Genomic DNA, 16,020 nt, shown 5'->3' on the forward strand with positions numbered 1-16,020 from the left:
TGGGCCCCGCGGACGATTCCACACTCGTGACCGCCGCCCAACTGCGCGACGTCGTCGAGCGGTTGACACAGGCGGGGCACTGGCGGCCGGGCGATCCCGAGATCCTGATCGTCATGGACTCCGGCTACGACGTCGCCTACCTCTCCCACGCTCTGGCGGACCTGCCGGTCGTGCTGGTCGGGCGTCTGCGCTCGGACCGCGTCATGCTCCGCGACCCGGGCCCCGCACGCTCCGGGCCCAAGGGCGGCCGCCCGCGCCGACACGGCGGTGTCCTCACCTTCAGCAAGCCCGACAGCTGGCACCGGCCCGAGGTCACCACCCACACGGACACCACCCGCTACGGCACCGCTGAGGCGATGGCCTGGGACCGGATGCATCCCCGGCTCACCCACCGCGGCCCCTGGCTGGAACACGCGAAGGAAGAACTGCCCATCCTCCACGGCACGTTGGTGCGGCTCAAGGTCGAGCGCCTGCCGGGCGACCGCGACCCGAAGCCGGTCTGGCTGTGGTGCTCCGCCACCGCCGCCGCACCCGCGGACGTGGACCGCTGGTGGCAGTCGTTCCTCCGCAGATTCGACCTGGAACACACATTCAGGCTGATGAAGCAGACCCTGGGCTGGACCACCCCGAAGGTCCGCCACGCGGACACCGCCGACCTGTGGACCTGGCTGATCATCGCCGCCCACACACAGCTCCGCCTCGCCCGCCCCCTCACCGAGGACCTCCGCCGTCCCTGGGAACGGCCCGCCGAACCACGACGCCTCACCCCCGCACGTATCCGCCGGGGGTTTCGCAACGTCCACGCGACCGTGTCCCGCCCAGCAGCCGCACCAAAACCGTCCCGCCCAGGCCCGGGACGCCCACCCGGCTCGAAGAACAAGCACCGGGCCAAGCATCATGACGTCGGCAAGACGGTCAAACGAGCCGAATCCATCAAGGAGCACCAAGCCCGCCGAGGTTAAACGTCAAGCTGAGTACTCGTACTCATGGTTTGTGAAGTGACCGGGACCACACTCCTCGGCATGACGCACTTCCCGCCCCCGGCCGAAGAGCTGCGGCTCCTGGACGCCGAGCTGTACCGACTGGACGCCCGGCGCGCCCAGTTGCTGGCGCGCCGCGCCTGGCTGGTCACGGCCTTGCAGTCGGCGGCGCCGGGTCGCGCACCGGCCTTCGCCCCGCGCTCCGAGGCGTCCGCGCCGCGTGTGCAGAACGTGCTGCTTCTGCTGGGCGGCGTCCTGCTGACCATCGCGGCGATGGCGTTCACGCTGGTCAGCTGGGGGCATCTGGGGATTGTCGGGCGGGCGGCGGTCCTTGGCACGGTGACGCTTGCGACCCTCGCGGCTCCGCTGCCGCTGCTGCGCCGGGGGCTGCGCTCGACCGCCGAGGCGGTGGCCGGGTTGGGGCTCGCGCTCATGGTCCTGGACGCCTACGCCCTGCACGAGGCGGCGCTCACGGACACGGACGGCACGGCGTACGCGGCCTTCGCGACGACCGCGCTGGCCGTCCTGTGGGCCGCGTACGGCACCGCGCTCGACACCCTGCGCCTGCCCCGGCCGGCCGCGCTGATCGCGGCCCAACTCCCGCTGCTGCTGGGGGCAATCGCGGTCGACGCGGGTCCGTACGGCATCACGGCCGCGCTCCTCGTGACGGCGGCGGCCGACGCGGGCGTGGCACTTTTCGCGACCACCCCGTCCCTGCGCTCCGTACGGATCGCCGCCGCGATCGGCGCGTACGGCCTGGGCGGCTGGGGAGTCCTGGCAGCCGTTTGGCTGTCCTTGACGTCCCCCGGCCCGAGCGCCGCCGCCCGTGCGGCGGCGCTCCTGACCTTCGCGGCGGCCATCACGGTCACGGCCGCATGGCGGATACCGGAGACGGCGGGCCTGACGGCGACGGCAGCGCCCGGCGCGGCCGGGCGGGCCGAGGACACGGCGCCCGCGGGCAGCACGTCGCCCGGCGCCCTCCCCCAGAGCCCCCCGCCTGCCGACATCCCGATTCTCCGTCCCCCGTTCCTGTCCGCCGCCACCGCGCTGATCGGCGGTCTGTGTCTCCTCGCCGGAGTCGGTGGCGTGCTACGGGTGAGCGTGCCCGGAAGCTGGGCCTTGCCCGCTGAACTGGTCATCGCCGTCGTCCTGTTGGCGGTGGTACGGGGACGGCTGACCGAGACCGTTCGGCGTGGCGTCGGCTGGGCCTGCGCCGCCGTTCAGGCGTTCTCGCTGGTCTGGGCGCTCCCGTTGGCCGCTGTCGCCGTGCTGGGACCGCTCGGACTCCTTCAACACCCCTGGTCCGGTGTACCGGCGGATGCCCGGGCCGCGGTGACGACGGACATCCCTTGGCCGTCGGACACCGGTCCGGGTCTGGCCGTGCTCGTGATCGTCGCCTGGGTCCTGGTCCTGCTGGTCCGGGAGCCGGTCTGGCGTCCGCGGGCATCGATGGGCGCGGTGGTTCTGGTCTGGGCTGCGGCACTCGCCGTGCCCGCGACCTTCCAGCTCCCTTATTCGGTCGGCCTGTTGGTGCCTGGGCTGGTGACGGCGGCGGTTCTCGCGGCCCCGCTCCGGCCGCCCGTCGGTGTGATCCTCGCACTCGTCACGTCCGTCGACCTGGCTCTCCTCGCCCTGGCCGACCGCACCGCGACGCTGACCGTACTGTCCGCCCTGACCGCGCTGTTCGCGGCGGCGTCGACCCGTTCCCGCCTCGCCCCCGTCACGGCACCGGCCGCCCTCGCGTACGCGACCGCGTTGGCCTGTGCCACGGGCGCGGCCGCCGGCTGGCAGCCGCAGCACACGGCCCTGCTGGTCCTGGCCGTCCCGGCGGCCGCGGTGCTGGTCGCGCCCCGGCTCGGCGACGCGGCACGGCTCGGCACCGAGGTGACGGGCGCGGTCGCGGGACTCGTCGCCCTCGCACTCGCCGTCACCGACCCACCGCTGCTGGCCTTGGTGCTGGCCCTCCTCGGGGTGATCGTCGCGGCGACGGCGGTACATCCGGACCGCCGCCGCGTCGGCTACGTGGCCGCCGTCCTGTTCGTCCTGGCGACCTGGATCAGGCTGGCGGCGTGGGAGGTAGCCACTCCGGAGGCGTACACCCTGCCGGTGACCGTCCCGGCGCTGCTGGTGGGCGCCTGGCGCAGGCACCGCGATCCGCAGGCCCGGTCCTGGACGGCATACGGCCCCGGACTGACCGCGACACTCGCGCCCAGCCTGGTCACGACATGGCATGACGAGGGCTGGCAACGGCCCCTGCTCCTGGGCGCGGCGGCGCTGGTGGTGACCCTGCTGGGTGCCCGGCACCGGATGCAGGCCCCGCTCGTGCTCAGCGGCTCGGCGCTTGTGCTGGTCGCGCTGCACGAGCTGACGCCCTATCTGGTGCAGGTGGCCGACGCGCTCCCCCGCTGGGTGCCTCCCGCGCTCGCCGGACTGCTGCTGCTCGCCGTGGGAGCGACGTACGAGCAGCGCATTCGCGACGTCCGGCGGGTGCGGGAGGTCCTGGGGAGGATGAACTAGGCCTCGGCGACACCGGCACGGAAGTGATCCAGGCTCAGTTTTCCTGTCTGGACTCGGGACTTGAGGTCGAAGGGAATGCCTCTCTTGTCGTATTTCCGAAGAAATCCGACGGCATTCTGGAAAACTCCGGGGAATTTCCACCAACGGCCTTTTGATCTTTATCGCCCGTCTCTCGACATCTCACTCGGCATCTCACCACGAGTAACGGAGGATCCAGCCCCACACAGAGCGCCCGGCCACGCACGACGACGGCCCGCCTGCACGTATGCAGGCGGGCCGTCGTTCCGGGTGGGCGATACTGGGTTCGAACCAGTGACCTCTTCGGTGTGAACGAAGCGCTCTCCCACTGAGCTAATCGCCCGGATGCAGGAAGAACATTACCCCATGTCAGGGGGTGCGTCCGACCACGGTCACGCCGCGCCCGCGGCCGCGCGGCACCTCACTGGTCCTTGATGTTCCACGGCATCACGACGCCGAACCTCCAGACGTAGAAGCCGACCAGGACCACCACGATCACCAGGCCGATCACCGTCAATGTGATGTTGCGGCGGCGCACCTTGGGGTCGAGCGCACGCTGGGCCGCCTCGGTGACCTTGCGCTTGGTCCAGCGGAGCACGAGCTGCGCCCAGACGAACTCGGTCGCCCAGATCGCCATGCCGCCGAAGATCACGACCCAGCCCGGCCCGGGCAGGGGCAGCATGATGATGCCGGCGACGACGACCGCGAGGCCGATCAGGAAGACGCCGACCTGCCAGCTCAGGTGCAGAGCGCGGCGCGCCTTGACGAACGCCGGCGCCTTCGACCCGAGCCCCCGCTCGTCCCGCGTTCCCTCCGCGTTCGTGCGGTCCGATGCCACGGCGACCTCGCCCGGCTCGTTACTCCCCGTATTCATACGACCAAACTCTACCCGAGTGAAACCAGTCACCGGAATGGATGTACCTCCCGTACAGGTTCTCGGCCGGAAGAGTTACGTAAAGCCACGCAAAACACTCAGAGGGGTTTACAACGGCACCGTAGGTGGCATGTCGATTTCGCCGACGTGCGAATCCCCGAGCGCACACTGAGCGAAAGGCCCTGGCGCTTATGAACACCACGGTCAGCTGCGAGCTGCACCTGCGCCTCGTTGTGTCGAGCGAGTCCTCCCTGCCTGTCCCCGCAGGCCTGCGGTACGACACGGCCGACCCCTACGCCGTGCACGCCACCTTCCACACCGGAGCCGAGGAGACCGTCGAGTGGGTGTTCGCCCGCGACCTCCTCGCCGAGGGCCTCCACCGGCCCACCGGCACCGGCGACGTGCGCGTCTGGCCGTCCCGCAGTCATGGTCAGGGCGTCGTATGCATCGCCCTGAGCTCCCCTGAGGGTGAGGCCCTGCTCGAGGCCCCGGCGCGGGCCCTGGAGTCCTTCCTGAAGCGAACAGACGCCGCCGTGCCCCCAGGCACGGAACACCGGCACTTCGACCTGGATCAGGAGCTCTCGCACATCCTGGCGGAAAGCTAGGTCGCCCCACGAAGCCCGGCGCCGTCCACTCGGGGAGACGGCTCGGGCCGAGACAACCGCATACGGCATCGCCGACGCCGTCGCCGTGACCTGTCACGGAGGCGGCGCAGGTGTGCCCGGGTCGGCGCGCGCGGGCGCGCAGAACACGCCCGGGGCGCCTGCGGCCAGGAAGCTGGGGGCTCGCAAAGCCGTTCTAACAGGCGGCCAGCCACTACCATCGGCCAGCATCGGCGGGCGCCCGCCCGACCCCCCAGGCCAGGGAGCGAAACGTGCTGATCACCCACGACACCCGGTGCGCGCTCGACACCGTGGTGGATCTGGTGAACACCGTGCCGGAGCACGAGGCGGCGGCGGACGGACTGCCCGATGTGGCAGCGCTCGAGAATTTCGTACGAATGCACGAAATCAGCGATGTCGGGGTGCTTTCGGAGTTCGATCTGTCCGCCGTGCGCAAGATCCGCGGGCGGTTCGCGGGCATCTTCGCCCACCCGGACGCCCGGTCCGCCGCCGGGATGATCAATGACCTGGTGGCCGCCGCGGGCACGACGCCCCGGCTCACGGACCACGACGGCTACGACTGGCATGTGCACTACTTCGCGCCCGGCGCCTCCGTGGCCGACCACCTCGCTGCCGACTGCGGGATGGCGCTGGCGTTCTTCGTCGTCGCCGGGGAGCAGGAGCGGCTGCGACGCTGTGAGGCGCCCGACTGCCGGCGTGCCTTCGTCGACCTCTCCCGCAACCGCTCGCGCCGCTACTGCGACAGCCGCACCTGTGGGAACCGGCTGCATGTGGCCGCGTACCGGGCGCGGCGCAAGGAGGCGGCGGGCTGATCGGCCGGCGGGTTCCTCGATGCCGACGTCAGCCCGGCGGGTGGCGCCGGGACTGACGCGTACGGCTCACAGCAACAGCAGATCGTGCAGCGCAGCCATGAGGATCAGACACCCGATCACCGCAAGGAAGATCATCAGCGGTGGCTGGGAAAGGGCGAAGAGGCACCCGCGCGGCTCGTCCTCCGGCGGCGCGGCATCGCGCTGTGTCGTGTCCAGCATCTCGCGGCGATGATGGCCCAGCGAGCACCCCGTGCGCGATCAACACGCCCGAAATGGGCCGGAGTTCACCTAATTCCGTAATGTCCGGTTCGGTTTCGACCGCGCCATGATCGCTTCCGCGCGCCGCGAGGACGCCCTGTGTCGTTTCAGTGCGTCATGCGACCGACCCGGGCCGCGCTTCTAGCGCCGCCCCTGGTGAGGTCATATGCCGTGCTTCTTGAGGATGGACTCGATGTCGCTGAAATCGTCCGCGGAGTCGGTGGCGGTGGCGCGAGGCGCGGTCGCGGGCCGGGCGGCGGGGCGGGTCGCCGGTCCGAGGGAAGGTGCGGAGGCCGCGGGTGCGACGGCATCGCGCTGCTGCGCGGCGCGGGCCGCCTTCCGCTCGGCCCTGGTGCCCCCGCGGCGGCGTTCGACGGCGCGCGTCGTCGCGAACAGGCCCCATGCCACGCCGAGCACGCCGAAGCCCGCCCAGGCCGTGGGGCTGAACGCGGTGTCGGCCAGCCAGCCGACGACGCCCGTCAACACCAGGCCGACGGGAACGAGCGAGTAGGCCGCGATGCGGGTCGCCGCCAGGAAGCGCTTGCGGTAGACGGTGACCGCCGCGATGCCCAGGCCGGCCGCGGACACGGCGGAACAGACTGTCTCGGCAATCATCCGGTCCTCCGGGCGGGCTCGGTCGGGCAGGGTGAAACGCGCGGAGCGCGCTTCGTCCCTTCCATCCTGCACCGCCCCCCACCCCCAGTGCCATGGGCCGGCCCGACATCAGGGACATCTCCGGGTCACCTCCTTCCCAGGTGCCGGTCACCGGCGTACGCCCCGGAGGCGGGTCACCGCCGTACGACATAGGCGCGGATCACCGCCGTACGGTCGATTGGGTCGCCGGCGTCCGGCCTGGAAGACTGGTGTCCATGAACGACTCCTCCCCCGCACCCGCCCACTCCCCCGCTCCCGTTCTTGACGTGTGGTGCGAACTCCAGTGCCCGGACTGCCGTAGCGCCCGGGACGACCTCCGTGCCCTGCGGGCCCGCTACGGCGACCGGGTGGAGCTGCGGCTGCGGCACTTCCCGCTGGAGAAGCACAAGTACGCGTTCGCCGCCGCGCAGGCCGCCGAGGAGGCGCTGGAGCAGGGGCAGGGCTGGGCCTATGTCGAGGCCGTTCTCGGCCGGGTCGAGGAGCTGGACCGTAAGGGGGAACCCTTCCTGGTCGAGGTGGCCCGTGAACTCGGTCTGGACTCCGAGGAGTTCGACACCGCGCTGATCGACGGGCGGCACATCCTGATCGTCGACGCCGACCAGGCGGAGGGCAAGGCGATCGGCGTGACCGGCACTCCGACGTACGTCATCGGCGGCGAGCGCCTCGACGGCGGCAAGAGCCAGGAGGGGCTGCGGGAGCGGATCGAGGAGATCGCGGACCGGCTGCTCGCCGACCTGGGCTGACGACGGCCCGACCGGCGGCTCAGAGCAGGTTCTTGAACATCCCGTACGCCACCGGCAGATAGTCCAGTGACTCGTAGAGCCGCTCGGCCGGTGTGTTGCCCGCGAAGACGTTGAGGCCGAGGACTTGCTTGCCCGCGGCCACCGCCTGGGCCTCGGCGAGGAGCATCAGCGAGCGGCCGTGGCCTCGGCCGCGGAAGCGTTCGTCGGCCTCGACGTCGTAGACGAAGGCCTTCTCCTGCAGCGCGACCCACAGGGTGCCGACCGGGGTGCCCTTGTGTTCCAGGACGCTCAGGAGCATGTTCTCGGTGGCCAGGCCCCGGGGCAGGAACATGGTGTGGTCCCGCTCGGACTTCTCCCGGGCCTCGGCCTCGGGCACGCCCCGGTCGATCCAGCTCTGCGCGTAGCCCACGAGGCTCATCGCCCGCCATGCCGCGTACTCCGCCTCGGTCATGGGCCTGCCCCGACTGCCCTCGGGGAGCGAGGGCGCGATGGTGCCGAGCCGCTTCTCCATGCCGCGGTTGCGCTGGACGTAGCCCAGGGACGTGGCCAGGCGCAGGGCGGCGACGGCCTCGGCGGGCACCAGCGCCTCGATGCGGGTGCAGCCCCAGCCGCGTGCCACCTCCTCGGCGGCGAGCACGGCGACGGCTCCCCGGCCCCGTCCGCGGTCCGGTTCCTCGATGCGCAAGTCGCGTATCGAGGCGGCCTTCGGGCCGAAGACGGGGTGGGTGGTCAGGTGGATCTCGCCGACGGGGCGGCTGTTCACGCACACCTGGTAGTGGCGCGACAGCGCTCCGTCGGCGGCGCGCTGCAGCGGCTCGGTCGGCCGCAGGGTCGTGGTCATCAGGGGTGTTCTACCCGCCGTACCGACCCATGTCAGCCCGTTTTTCCGGGCTCTTACGGATCTTGGTCGTCCCCGGACCGCTCGTCGAAGATCCGCATCGCCTTGGCGGTCACCGGGCCAGGGGCGCCCGGTAGTTCACAGTCGTCGACCCGGTGCACAGCCTGGACGTCGCGCAGGGTGGACGTCAGGAAGACCTCGTCGGCACGTTCCAGGACGTCGAGCGGCAGATCGGTCTCCTTGGCGCCGGTCCACTCGACCGTCAGCGCACGGGTGATGCCGGCCAGGCAGCCGGAGGCGACCGGCGGGGTGTGGATCTCGCCGTCGAGGACGACGAAGACGTTCGAGCCGGTGCCCTCGCAGAGCTGTCCGACCGTGTTGGCGAACAGCGCCTCGGAAGCGCCCTGTTCGTGGGCGTGGGCGAGGGCGACGACGTTCTCGGCGTACGAGGTGGTCTTCAGGCCGGCAAGCGCGCCGCGCTCGTTGCGCGTCCACGGGACGGTGATCACTGCGGTGGAGTCGGGGCGGCGGCCGGTCTCGCCGAGGGCGACGACGAGGGTCGGGCCGTGTTCGCCGCGGTCGGAGCCGAGGGGGCCGTGGCCGCCGGTGTACGTGATGCGCAGCCGGCCCAGCGCCATCGGGTTGGCCTCGAGAACGGCGGCGCAGGCGCGGCGCACCTCGTCGAGATCGGGGTCGGGCAGCCCGAGGCCGCGCGCCGAGCGGGTCAGTCGGTCGAGGTGCCGGGTGAGCGCGAACAGCTTCCCGTCGACCGCCTTCACCGTCTCGAAGATGCCGTCGCCCACGGTCAGCCCGTGGTCGAACACGGAGACGCGGGCGGACTCGATGTCCTGCAACCCGCCGTCGAGCCAGATCTTCACCTCAGGATTCCTCCCCACGCACCTCGTACGTCCCCGACGCTACCGCGAGCAGCCGGGACGCCTTCAGCTCGGTCTCCCGCCACTCCCCCTCGGGGTCGGATCCCCAGGTGATGCCGGCGCCGGTACCGAAGCGCAGGACGCCTTCCGCGCGGTCGATCCAGAAGGTGCGGATGCCGACGGCCAGCTCGCCGGTGCCCCGGTCGGCGTCGACCCAGCCGATGCCGCCGCAGTACGGGCCGCGGGGCGCCGTCTCCAGCGCCTCGATGATCCTGAGGGCACTGGACTTGGGCGCGCCGGTGACCGAGCCGGGCGGGAAGGCGGCGGCGAACAGTTCCGGCCAGCCGGCGTCGACGCGCAGTTCGCCGCGGACCGTGGATACGAGGTGGACCAGGCCCGGGTGCTTCTCCACGGCGCACAGGTCGGGCACGGTGACGCTGCCGGTGGCGCAGACGCGGCCGATGTCGTTGCGGACGAGGTCCACGATCATCACGTTCTCGGCGTAGTCCTTCTCCAGCAGGTCCGCCTCGGTGCGCCCGGTGCCCTTGATCGGTCCGGACTCGACGGTCCGTCCGTCGCGGCGCAGGAACAGCTCGGGGGACGCGGTGGCGATCTCGACGCCGTGGCCCGGCAGCCGGATCGTTCCTGCGTACGGCGCCGGGTTGCCGCGCGCCAGCAGGGCGGTCAGGGTATCCACGTCGGCGTCGGGGGCGACGGGCGCGGTGAGGACGCGGCAGAGGTTGGCCTGGTAGACCTCGCCGGCGGCGATGTGGTCGCGGATGCGCCGTACGGCCGCGGTGTACGCGGCGTGGTCGAGGGACGACGTCCAGTCGTCCGCCGCCGGGCCGTGCCACTGTCCCGGCACCGGTGCGGGCACCGGCTCCTCGCGTACGTCCGCGAAGCGGGCGCAGGTCAGGCGGCCCTCGAAGTCCGCGCAGACGGCCCAGAAACCGGTGGAGTCCAGGGCGGCGGGATCGCTGGTGACGTCGAGCAGGCCGGCGGCGACGCAGTCGCCGAAGCGGGCGAGAGGAGGGAGGTGGACCACGCGGTCGAGTCTAGGGCGGGGTGTCCCGGGGGTGGCCCGGTGATGTTCCGCGGGTGCCTTGACCACGTCGTCCGGTGGGCATACCGCAGCACGCTGCGTAAACGTGTTTTTGTGCTGGCCCGGGAATCCGCTAGAGTTCAACACGTCGCCGGGACGCGGGAGCGTACCGAAACGACAAGCGGACGTAGCTCAGTTGGTAGAGCGCAACCTTGCCAAGGTTGAGGTCGCGAGTTCGAGCCTCGTCGTCCGCTCGAAGGAAGTGGGGGTTCTCCCGATCCCCTACACTCCTGGTGGAGTGGCCGAGAGGCGAGGCAACGGCCTGCAAAGCCGTCTACACGGGTTCAAATCCCGTCTCCACCTCCAAGGACGATTAGCTCAGCGGGAGAGCGCTTCCCTGACACGGAAGAGGTCACTGGTTCAATCCCAGTATCGTCCACCAGCTCAAGGGCCTGATCCACTCATTGGATCAGGCCCTTGACGTATCCGGGGAGCCACACGGGGAGCCACCGGCCGATTGATCAAGGCTCCGAGTCATCCTCGCCGAAGATCACATCCATGGTGTCGGCCCCCTCGGTGATCACCGGCCGGAGCTGCTTGCGGTAGACGACCTCCGTCGTGGTCGTGCTGCTGTGGCCGACCACGCGAGCGATCTTTTCCACGGGGATACCGTGATCGGACATCAGCGACACGAAGCTGTGCCGCAGCTCCCGAGGCGTCCACTCCGGCGCCAGCCCTGCCGCCTTGACGATCGACCGAAAGGCCCGGCGCACGTTGGCAGCATCGAGCACCTGGCCGGTGGTCGTGGCGAACACCAGGTCGGAGGGGTCCCACAGCAGTCCGTACGCGATCCGTTCGTCTTGCTGCCGGCGGCAATGCTCTACCAGGGCCGCGACGACCAGCGCAGGCAGCTTGAGCGTCCGACGGCTCTTGCGAGTCTTGGTGTCTCCATGCCGCCGCACCGACCGCCACACCTCCACATGGGGTGGCACAGTGCCAGAGGGCCGCAAGTGAACGTGTTCCCAGGTCATCGGCCGAGCCTCCTCGGTGCGCACGCCAACCAGCAAGGAGAGCACCACGTAGGCGTAGAGCCGAGACTCCCGCGCTGCAACCAGCACCGCCCGGGCCTGGTCCAGGGTCAGCGCCTTGCTGAGCCGTCCGGCCTGCCCCTCGGGCACCTCGACGAGCAACGTGACGTTGCGCCGTACCTTGTCCCGCCGCATCGCGTGATCGATGGAGCGGCGAAGGATCGACAGCACGCTACGGAGTGAGGACGTGGCCAGCACCTTTGCGCGATCAACAACCAGTCGTCCACGGCGTCGGCGGTCAGCTCCCGCAGCTTCGCCCGGCCCAGCAGAGGCAAGACGTGTTGCTCGGCCAAGATGCGGTTCTTGTTGACCGTGGCCGTGTCGCGCCCTTTGAGTCCCCGGGCCAGCCAGTCGTTCACGGCGTCTGCCACGGTGTAGTTCGCTGGCGTCCGGTCACCGACCTCCAACTCTTTCCGCAGCTCACGGAGTTTGCCGCGCACCTCGGTCTTGGTCTTGCCGTAGACCTTCGGGCGGCGGCGCTTGCCGGATGGCGTGTAACCCAGCGAAATCGCACCGGCCCAGCGCTGTTTCGACTCATCCCAGTAGATCGAGTCATCGCCATTGCCCGCCTTTGAGCGGCGCCTCTCCCCCGTCATGCCGCACCTTGCCTGACAACGCTCAGCCAGGGTCGTTGTGCCGCATCCTCGGCCAGCGCCTCGCGCTTGAGCAGGTCAACGTACTCCTCTACGTACTCGGCCGGGATCAGACGACGGCGCCCGATCCGAACCGTACGCAGTCGCCCAAGTCGGATCTCCTCGTAGACGGTCGAACGAGCCAGGTCGAGGAGCTGGGCCACTGTCTCTACCCGAAGGAGACGCTGAGGCTCAGTCAGTGCCGCCATAGTCACCACTCCCCCGCGTCGTTGAGATCGGCGAGTGCCTCGCGAGCGGTTTGGCGGTTGAGCTGGAGGTCGCGGGCGATGGTGGCGGCGAGGGCGGACTCGCCGGGGGTGTGGTCATGTCCGGTGTACTGCCAGTCCGCCAGGACGAGGACGGCGTCCGGCTCGACGTCCTCCAAGCCGTCGAGGCCGAGGGCGGCTCGTTCCTGGGCGGCGCGGTAGTCGGCGCGGGCCTGGCGGAGGCTGCCGAGGGTGGTCGAGTAGCGGCGGGACTTGGAGGAGAAGTGGCCGCGGAAGCCGAGCATGTGCGCCCAGGCCCACAGCCGCCGGTCCGGGTACAGCGCGTCGAGGTCGCGGCATGCGGTGATCAGGCGGCGGGCGTGGTCGGGGACGCCGTGGCGGTCGAGTTCGGCGAGTTCGCCGATGCGGCGATCGAGGGTGCCGGTGTTCTCGGCGGCCTTGGTGGCGTACTTGGCGACGTAGGAGGCGACGGCCTGTCCGGTGAGGTCGGAGCCGTACAGTGGCGCGCTCCACCTGGACGCCATGGACCACGCCCGCTCCACGGTGTGTGGGTCGACGGCGGACGGGATGGGAGCTGGGGAGAGTGGTGGGTGAAGGAAGCCCGGGACCTTGAAGTCCCGGGCTATATGCAGGGGGTGCGCGGTTGTGGTCTGTGCATCCCGGGAGGTCTGGCCGCTGCCCTGCCGGATCTGCGGTGCCCGCGTGTTCCCTTCCTCCCGCGGCCCTGCAGCGGCCGTGGTGGACCGCGTTGGTCTCAGCCACGGCTGCAGCCCTGTCACAGATCGGAGCCCTGTCCGGTCCATTACCCAAAAGGCACAAATCTGGTCGGATTGATCTCAGCAGGACCCGGCCGAGGCCGTCCACGTCCTGCCGGGACACATGCTGCTCCAGCCGTCCACCCCGCCGTGGTCCTGGTCGCCGCAACCGCAGCCGACCTACGTGAGAACGAATCGCCTAGGCGAGGAGGACAGCTCGATGACCAGCACTGACAGGGTGACCGTTGGTAAGCGATTGAACACGCACGAGATATCCGAGTCGGCGGTCGCGATGCTCGACGAGGGTGGGACGGTGTTCGCATGGACGCAGGCCGCCGAGCACCTTCTCGGGTACTCCGCCGGGGACGTGGTGGGCCGGTCTGCCGCACTCGTGCTGCCGTCTTCCGAGGAAACGCCGACGATATCGGCGCTCATCGAGCAGTGGCGTGCCCACAATGACTGGTCGGGCACGATGACGGTGCGCCACCGCGACGGCCGCATGCTCGACATCAACCACCGGATCTCGATGTTGTGGGGGCAGGACGGAACATTCCGGTGGCTTGTGTCCGTCACCGACATCGGCACGCTCTCCCGGGAAGCGAGAAACGGATCGGTGCGGGAGTCGCTTCTCACCCACGCGCCGATCGGCATCGTCGTTCGTGACCCGCAGCTACGTTGCGTCTGGGTGAACGACACGATGGAGAGCCACGACGGCATCTCCCGTGACCGACGGTTGGGCCAGCGACTCACCGATTCACGGCCCGGCTTCGAGGCCGAAGCCCTGGAAGCGGTGACGCGGAAGGTGCTGCGGAACGGCACCACCGCGGTCCACGAGTTCCGGGCGTGGCCGACGGAAGATCCGCGCCGGGAGCATGCATTCTCGGCCTCGTACATCTGCCTCCAGGACGCGGACGGCAAGACACTGGGGGTGTGCGGCATCAGCGTTGATGTCACCAGCAGTCAGCGGGCGCGCGAGCGCCTTGCCATCCTCAGCCAGGCCAGCACGCGTATCGGCAGCACCCTGGACGTCATGCAGACCGGGCAGGAACTGGCCGACCTTGCCGTGCCCCTGCTGGCCGACTACGCCTACGTCGACCTGGGGGAATCCGTCCCGTTCGGCGAAGAGCCCTCGACCCGAATCGACACGATGAGCGGTCGCCCTACCGTTTTCCTCCGTGCCGGTCAGGCCTCGATCCACCCAGGAATCCCAGAGTCGACCTTTTCGCGCGGGGAGACGGTTTTCGTCCCCCCAACCTCGCCGCTCGCCGGCGTTCTGCGCACGGGAAGGTCCCACCTGGAATCGGTGCTGGACGCCTCCCCTGGGACATGGGTCGACGAGGATCCAGCGCGGGCGCAAAAGATCCGTGAGTACGGGATTCACTCCCTGATGATCGTGCCCATCATTGCGCGGCGCGCCGTCCTGGGTATCGCGGTGTTCCTCCGCACCGAGGACCCCGTTCCGTTTCACGAGGATGACCTGCTCCTCGCCGAGGAGCTCGTCACCCGGGCCGCGCTGTCCTTGGACAACGCCCGCCAATACACTCGCGAACGCACCACGGCCCTCGCGCTGCAACGCAACCTGCTCCCTCACCGTTTGATGGGCAGCGCGGCGGTCGAGGCGGCCTGGCGCTACCTGCCGGCCGACACGGAAGCCGGCGTCGGAGGCGACTGGTTCGACGTGATCCCGCTGTCCGGCGCCCGGGTGGCCCTCGTCGTCGGTGATGTCGTCGGACACGGCATCAACGCCGCCGCGACCATGGGCAGGCTCCGCACCGCCGTACGCACGCTCGCCGACCTGGAGCTGCCTCCCGACGAACTGCTGGCCCATCTCGATGACACGTTCCAGCGACTGGCCGAGCAAGACGCCGACGCCGCGGACCAGACCCCCACGGTCGTAGGCGCCACCTGTCTGTACGCCGTCTACAACCCGATCACCCGCCGATGCACCATGGCACGGGCCGGACACCCCCCGCCCGCGATCATCGGCCCACAGGGCCGGGTCACCTTCCCCGACCTGCCCACCGGAAGCCCACTCGGCATCGGGCTGGGCGTCCCTTTCGAGGCCGTGGAGCTGGAACTGCCCGAGGGAAGTCTCCTCGCCCTGTACACCGACGGCCTGATCGAAACCCGCGACGACGACATCGACGTGGGAATGCGCCGCCTGGGCACCGCCCTGGCACAACCGAGTCGCTCCCTGGAAGACCTGTGCACCCGAGCGACGGAGACCTTCCCGGGCCAGGCACCATCCGACGACATCACCCTGCTCCTGGCGCGGACGCTCTCACTCAGCCCGCCCCAGGTCGCCTCCTGGACGCTGCCGAACGACCGGACCGCTGTCCCCAGCGCCCGGCACATGGCAGCCCGCCAGCTGACCGAATGGGGCCTGGAAGGTCTCCAGGATCCCACGCAACTGATCGTCAGTGAACTGGTCACCAACGCCGTCCGCCACAGCACAGGCCCGATCGGACTGCGTCTGATCCAGCACCAAGTCCTGACCTGCGAAGTATTCGACACCGACGCCAACTCCCCGCGTCTGCGTCACGCACGCGCCATTGACGAAAACGGCCGCGGCGTCTTCTTGGTCAGCCAGCTGTCCCGCAGATGGGGTGTCCGCTCGGAATCGGGCGGCAAAGTCGTCTGGGCCGACCAAGACCTGGACTCCGCACCCTCACACGCACGGGCCTCCGGCACGCCACCCCCGCGCAAGGAGTAACCGGGTCATCCCTCTCCGCCGCGAGCATCGGGCATGCTCCGCTGCGGGGGACACCCCGGCCGCCTAAGCGGGGCCGTCTGTGGGCCGTCCTCGGGAAACCAAGGACGGCCAACGACGACAGAGAACAACGGCGTCCTTGCTGGTCAGGAAAACAGTGGCGGCAATCCGCCGAGGTAGCCGAGCCAGGACATCACTTCTTCGGCCACTGGTGGAGGTGGGCCCGCCCGTCGACACACGTGCCGTGCCCATGCGTGCTCCTACCTGGCCGGGACCGTGCCCGTTGCGTGCCCGTTCCGGCGGGACGCAGCGGGGAATCACGGGGAAGAGCGGCGCCGATCGCGCTCCGGCCCAGGTCAGTGCCTTGCCAGGTC

The 16,020-nt window shown here is 70.1% G+C and carries 14 protein-coding genes, 4 tRNA genes and 2 pseudogenes; 9 read left to right on the forward strand and 11 right to left on the reverse strand.

Annotated features, from left to right (window positions below; all coding sequences use genetic code 11):
* Together ACFYXB_RS12705 and ACFYXB_RS12710 are read left to right on the forward strand one after the other, a co-directional pair.
* Window positions 1-962: transposase (locus ACFYXB_RS12705; protein WP_389580943.1), on the forward strand; the 962-nt coding region annotated here is incomplete at its 5' end.
* A 60-nt stretch (window positions 963-1,022) separates the two neighbouring features.
* Window positions 1,023-3,497, forward strand: a complete 2,475-nt coding sequence (locus tag ACFYXB_RS12710) for an SCO7613 C-terminal domain-containing membrane protein (protein ID WP_389581511.1) — start codon at window positions 1,023-1,025, stop codon at window positions 3,495-3,497.
* Window positions 3,498-3,505: 8 nt separating this feature from the next.
* Here the strand turns inward: ACFYXB_RS12710 and ACFYXB_RS12715 are convergent.
* The 3 genes and pseudogenes from ACFYXB_RS12715 to ACFYXB_RS12725 form a co-directional block, all read right to left on the reverse strand.
* Window positions 3,506-3,628: pseudogene (locus ACFYXB_RS12715) on the reverse strand (sugar ABC transporter substrate-binding protein); the annotation flags it as partial.
* Window positions 3,629-3,786: 158 nt separating this feature from the next.
* Window positions 3,787-3,858, reverse strand: a tRNA-Val gene (locus ACFYXB_RS12720).
* A 78-nt stretch (window positions 3,859-3,936) separates the two neighbouring features.
* Window positions 3,937-4,389 (reverse strand): TIGR02611 family protein, encoded by a 453-nt coding sequence (locus ACFYXB_RS12725; protein ID WP_389580945.1) that lies wholly within the window; start codon window positions 4,387-4,389, stop codon window positions 3,937-3,939.
* 191 nt (window positions 4,390-4,580) lie between these two features.
* On the opposite strand from ACFYXB_RS12725, the gene ACFYXB_RS12730 reads away from it, so the two are divergent.
* A complete protein-coding gene (locus tag ACFYXB_RS12730) occupies window positions 4,581-4,994 on the forward strand; it encodes an SsgA family sporulation/cell division regulator (RefSeq protein ID WP_004002642.1) in 414 nt (137 codons plus the stop codon).
* Window positions 4,995-5,263: 269 nt separating this feature from the next.
* The gene (locus tag ACFYXB_RS12735) at window positions 5,264-5,824 is read left to right on the forward strand and encodes a CGNR zinc finger domain-containing protein (RefSeq protein ID WP_351350793.1); all 561 of its coding nucleotides are present in this window, start codon (window positions 5,264-5,266) and stop codon (window positions 5,822-5,824) included.
* 66 nt (window positions 5,825-5,890) lie between these two features.
* Here the strand turns inward: ACFYXB_RS12735 and ACFYXB_RS12740 are convergent, their stop codons facing one another.
* Complete coding sequence (locus ACFYXB_RS12740) at window positions 5,891-6,043, reverse strand: hypothetical protein (RefSeq protein WP_389580947.1); 153 nt, start codon at window positions 6,041-6,043, stop codon at window positions 5,891-5,893.
* 201 nt (window positions 6,044-6,244) lie between these two features.
* The gene (locus ACFYXB_RS12745; protein WP_389580949.1) at window positions 6,245-6,697 is read right to left on the reverse strand and encodes a hypothetical protein; all 453 of its coding nucleotides are present in this window, start codon (window positions 6,695-6,697) and stop codon (window positions 6,245-6,247) included.
* Window positions 6,698-6,951: 254 nt separating this feature from the next.
* Between ACFYXB_RS12745 and ACFYXB_RS12750 the strand changes: the two genes are divergently transcribed.
* Window positions 6,952-7,479: a DsbA family protein gene (locus ACFYXB_RS12750; protein WP_389580952.1), complete on the forward strand. Its 528-nt coding sequence runs from the start codon at window positions 6,952-6,954 to the stop codon at window positions 7,477-7,479.
* Window positions 7,480-7,498: 19 nt separating this feature from the next.
* Here ACFYXB_RS12750 and ACFYXB_RS12755 read toward each other — a convergent pair whose 3' ends face one another.
* The 3 genes from ACFYXB_RS12755 to ACFYXB_RS12765 are packed head-to-tail and all read right to left on the reverse strand — an operon-like array spanning window position 7,499 to window position 10,237.
* On the reverse strand, window positions 7,499-8,320 hold the full coding sequence (locus ACFYXB_RS12755) for a GNAT family N-acetyltransferase (protein ID WP_389580955.1): 822 nt from the start codon (window positions 8,318-8,320) through the stop codon (window positions 7,499-7,501).
* A 53-nt stretch (window positions 8,321-8,373) separates the two neighbouring features.
* Window positions 8,374-9,195 carry an aminotransferase class IV gene (locus ACFYXB_RS12760; protein ID WP_389580957.1) on the reverse strand — a complete coding sequence of 274 codons (822 nt, stop codon included), beginning with the start codon at window positions 9,193-9,195 and terminating at the stop codon, window positions 8,374-8,376.
* 1 nt (window position 9,196) lies between these two features.
* On the reverse strand, window positions 9,197-10,237 hold the full coding sequence (locus ACFYXB_RS12765; protein ID WP_389580960.1) for a chorismate-binding protein: 1,041 nt from the start codon (window positions 10,235-10,237) through the stop codon (window positions 9,197-9,199).
* Window positions 10,238-10,415: 178 nt separating this feature from the next.
* Between ACFYXB_RS12765 and ACFYXB_RS12770 the strand changes: the two genes are divergently transcribed.
* The 3 genes from ACFYXB_RS12770 to ACFYXB_RS12780 all read left to right on the forward strand — a co-directional run bounded on the left by ACFYXB_RS12770 (window position 10,416) and on the right by ACFYXB_RS12780 (window position 10,676).
* Window positions 10,416-10,488, forward strand: a tRNA-Gly gene (locus tag ACFYXB_RS12770).
* A 38-nt stretch (window positions 10,489-10,526) separates the two neighbouring features.
* Window positions 10,527-10,600 (forward strand) — tRNA-Cys (locus ACFYXB_RS12775).
* 1 nt (window position 10,601) lies between these two features.
* Window positions 10,602-10,676 (forward strand) — tRNA-Val (locus ACFYXB_RS12780).
* 79 nt (window positions 10,677-10,755) lie between these two features.
* Here the strand turns inward: ACFYXB_RS12780 and xerC are convergent.
* The 3 genes and pseudogenes from xerC to ACFYXB_RS12795 form a co-directional block, all read right to left on the reverse strand.
* Complete coding sequence (gene xerC, locus ACFYXB_RS12785) at window positions 10,756-11,493, reverse strand: tyrosine recombinase XerC (protein WP_389580962.1); 738 nt, start codon at window positions 11,491-11,493, stop codon at window positions 10,756-10,758.
* Window positions 11,494-11,914: 421 nt separating this feature from the next.
* The gene (locus ACFYXB_RS12790; RefSeq protein WP_389580964.1) at window positions 11,915-12,163 is read right to left on the reverse strand and encodes a helix-turn-helix domain-containing protein; all 249 of its coding nucleotides are present in this window, start codon (window positions 12,161-12,163) and stop codon (window positions 11,915-11,917) included.
* 2 nt (window positions 12,164-12,165) lie between these two features.
* Window positions 12,166-12,675: pseudogene (locus tag ACFYXB_RS12795) on the reverse strand (replication initiator); the annotation flags it as partial.
* Between the two features lie 481 nt (window positions 12,676-13,156).
* Between ACFYXB_RS12795 and ACFYXB_RS12800 the strand changes: the two are divergent.
* Window positions 13,157-15,649 (forward strand): SpoIIE family protein phosphatase, encoded by a 2,493-nt coding sequence (locus tag ACFYXB_RS12800; RefSeq protein WP_389580966.1) that lies wholly within the window; start codon window positions 13,157-13,159, stop codon window positions 15,647-15,649.
* Window positions 15,650-16,020: the final 371 nt, after the last annotated feature.

This window comes from Streptomyces sp. NPDC002619 (assembly GCF_042889305.1).
Classification (GTDB): Bacteria; Actinomycetota; Actinomycetes; order Streptomycetales; family Streptomycetaceae; genus Streptomyces.

Bases quoted from the DNA above. Each gene is read 5' to 3' on its own strand.
- ACFYXB_RS12710 (WP_389581511.1), top strand. From the start codon at position 1,023: ATGACGCACTTCCCGCCCCCGGCCGAAGAGCTGCGGCTCCTGGACGCC.
- ACFYXB_RS12725 (WP_389580945.1), bottom strand. From the start codon at position 4,389: ATGAATACGGGGAGTAACGAGCCGGGCGAGGTCGCCGTGGCATCGGAC.
- ACFYXB_RS12730 (WP_004002642.1), top strand. From the start codon at position 4,581: ATGAACACCACGGTCAGCTGCGAGCTGCACCTGCGCCTCGTTGTGTCG.
- ACFYXB_RS12740 (WP_389580947.1), bottom strand. From the start codon at position 6,043: ATGCTGGACACGACACAGCGCGATGCCGCGCCGCCGGAGGACGAGCCG.
- ACFYXB_RS12745 (WP_389580949.1), bottom strand. From the start codon at position 6,697: ATGATTGCCGAGACAGTCTGTTCCGCCGTGTCCGCGGCCGGCCTGGGC.
- ACFYXB_RS12750 (WP_389580952.1), top strand. From the start codon at position 6,952: ATGAACGACTCCTCCCCCGCACCCGCCCACTCCCCCGCTCCCGTTCTT.
- ACFYXB_RS12755 (WP_389580955.1), bottom strand. From the start codon at position 8,320: ATGACCACGACCCTGCGGCCGACCGAGCCGCTGCAGCGCGCCGCCGAC.
- ACFYXB_RS12790 (WP_389580964.1), bottom strand. From the start codon at position 12,163: ATGGCGGCACTGACTGAGCCTCAGCGTCTCCTTCGGGTAGAGACAGTG.
- ACFYXB_RS12800 (WP_389580966.1), top strand. From the start codon at position 13,157: ATGACCAGCACTGACAGGGTGACCGTTGGTAAGCGATTGAACACGCAC.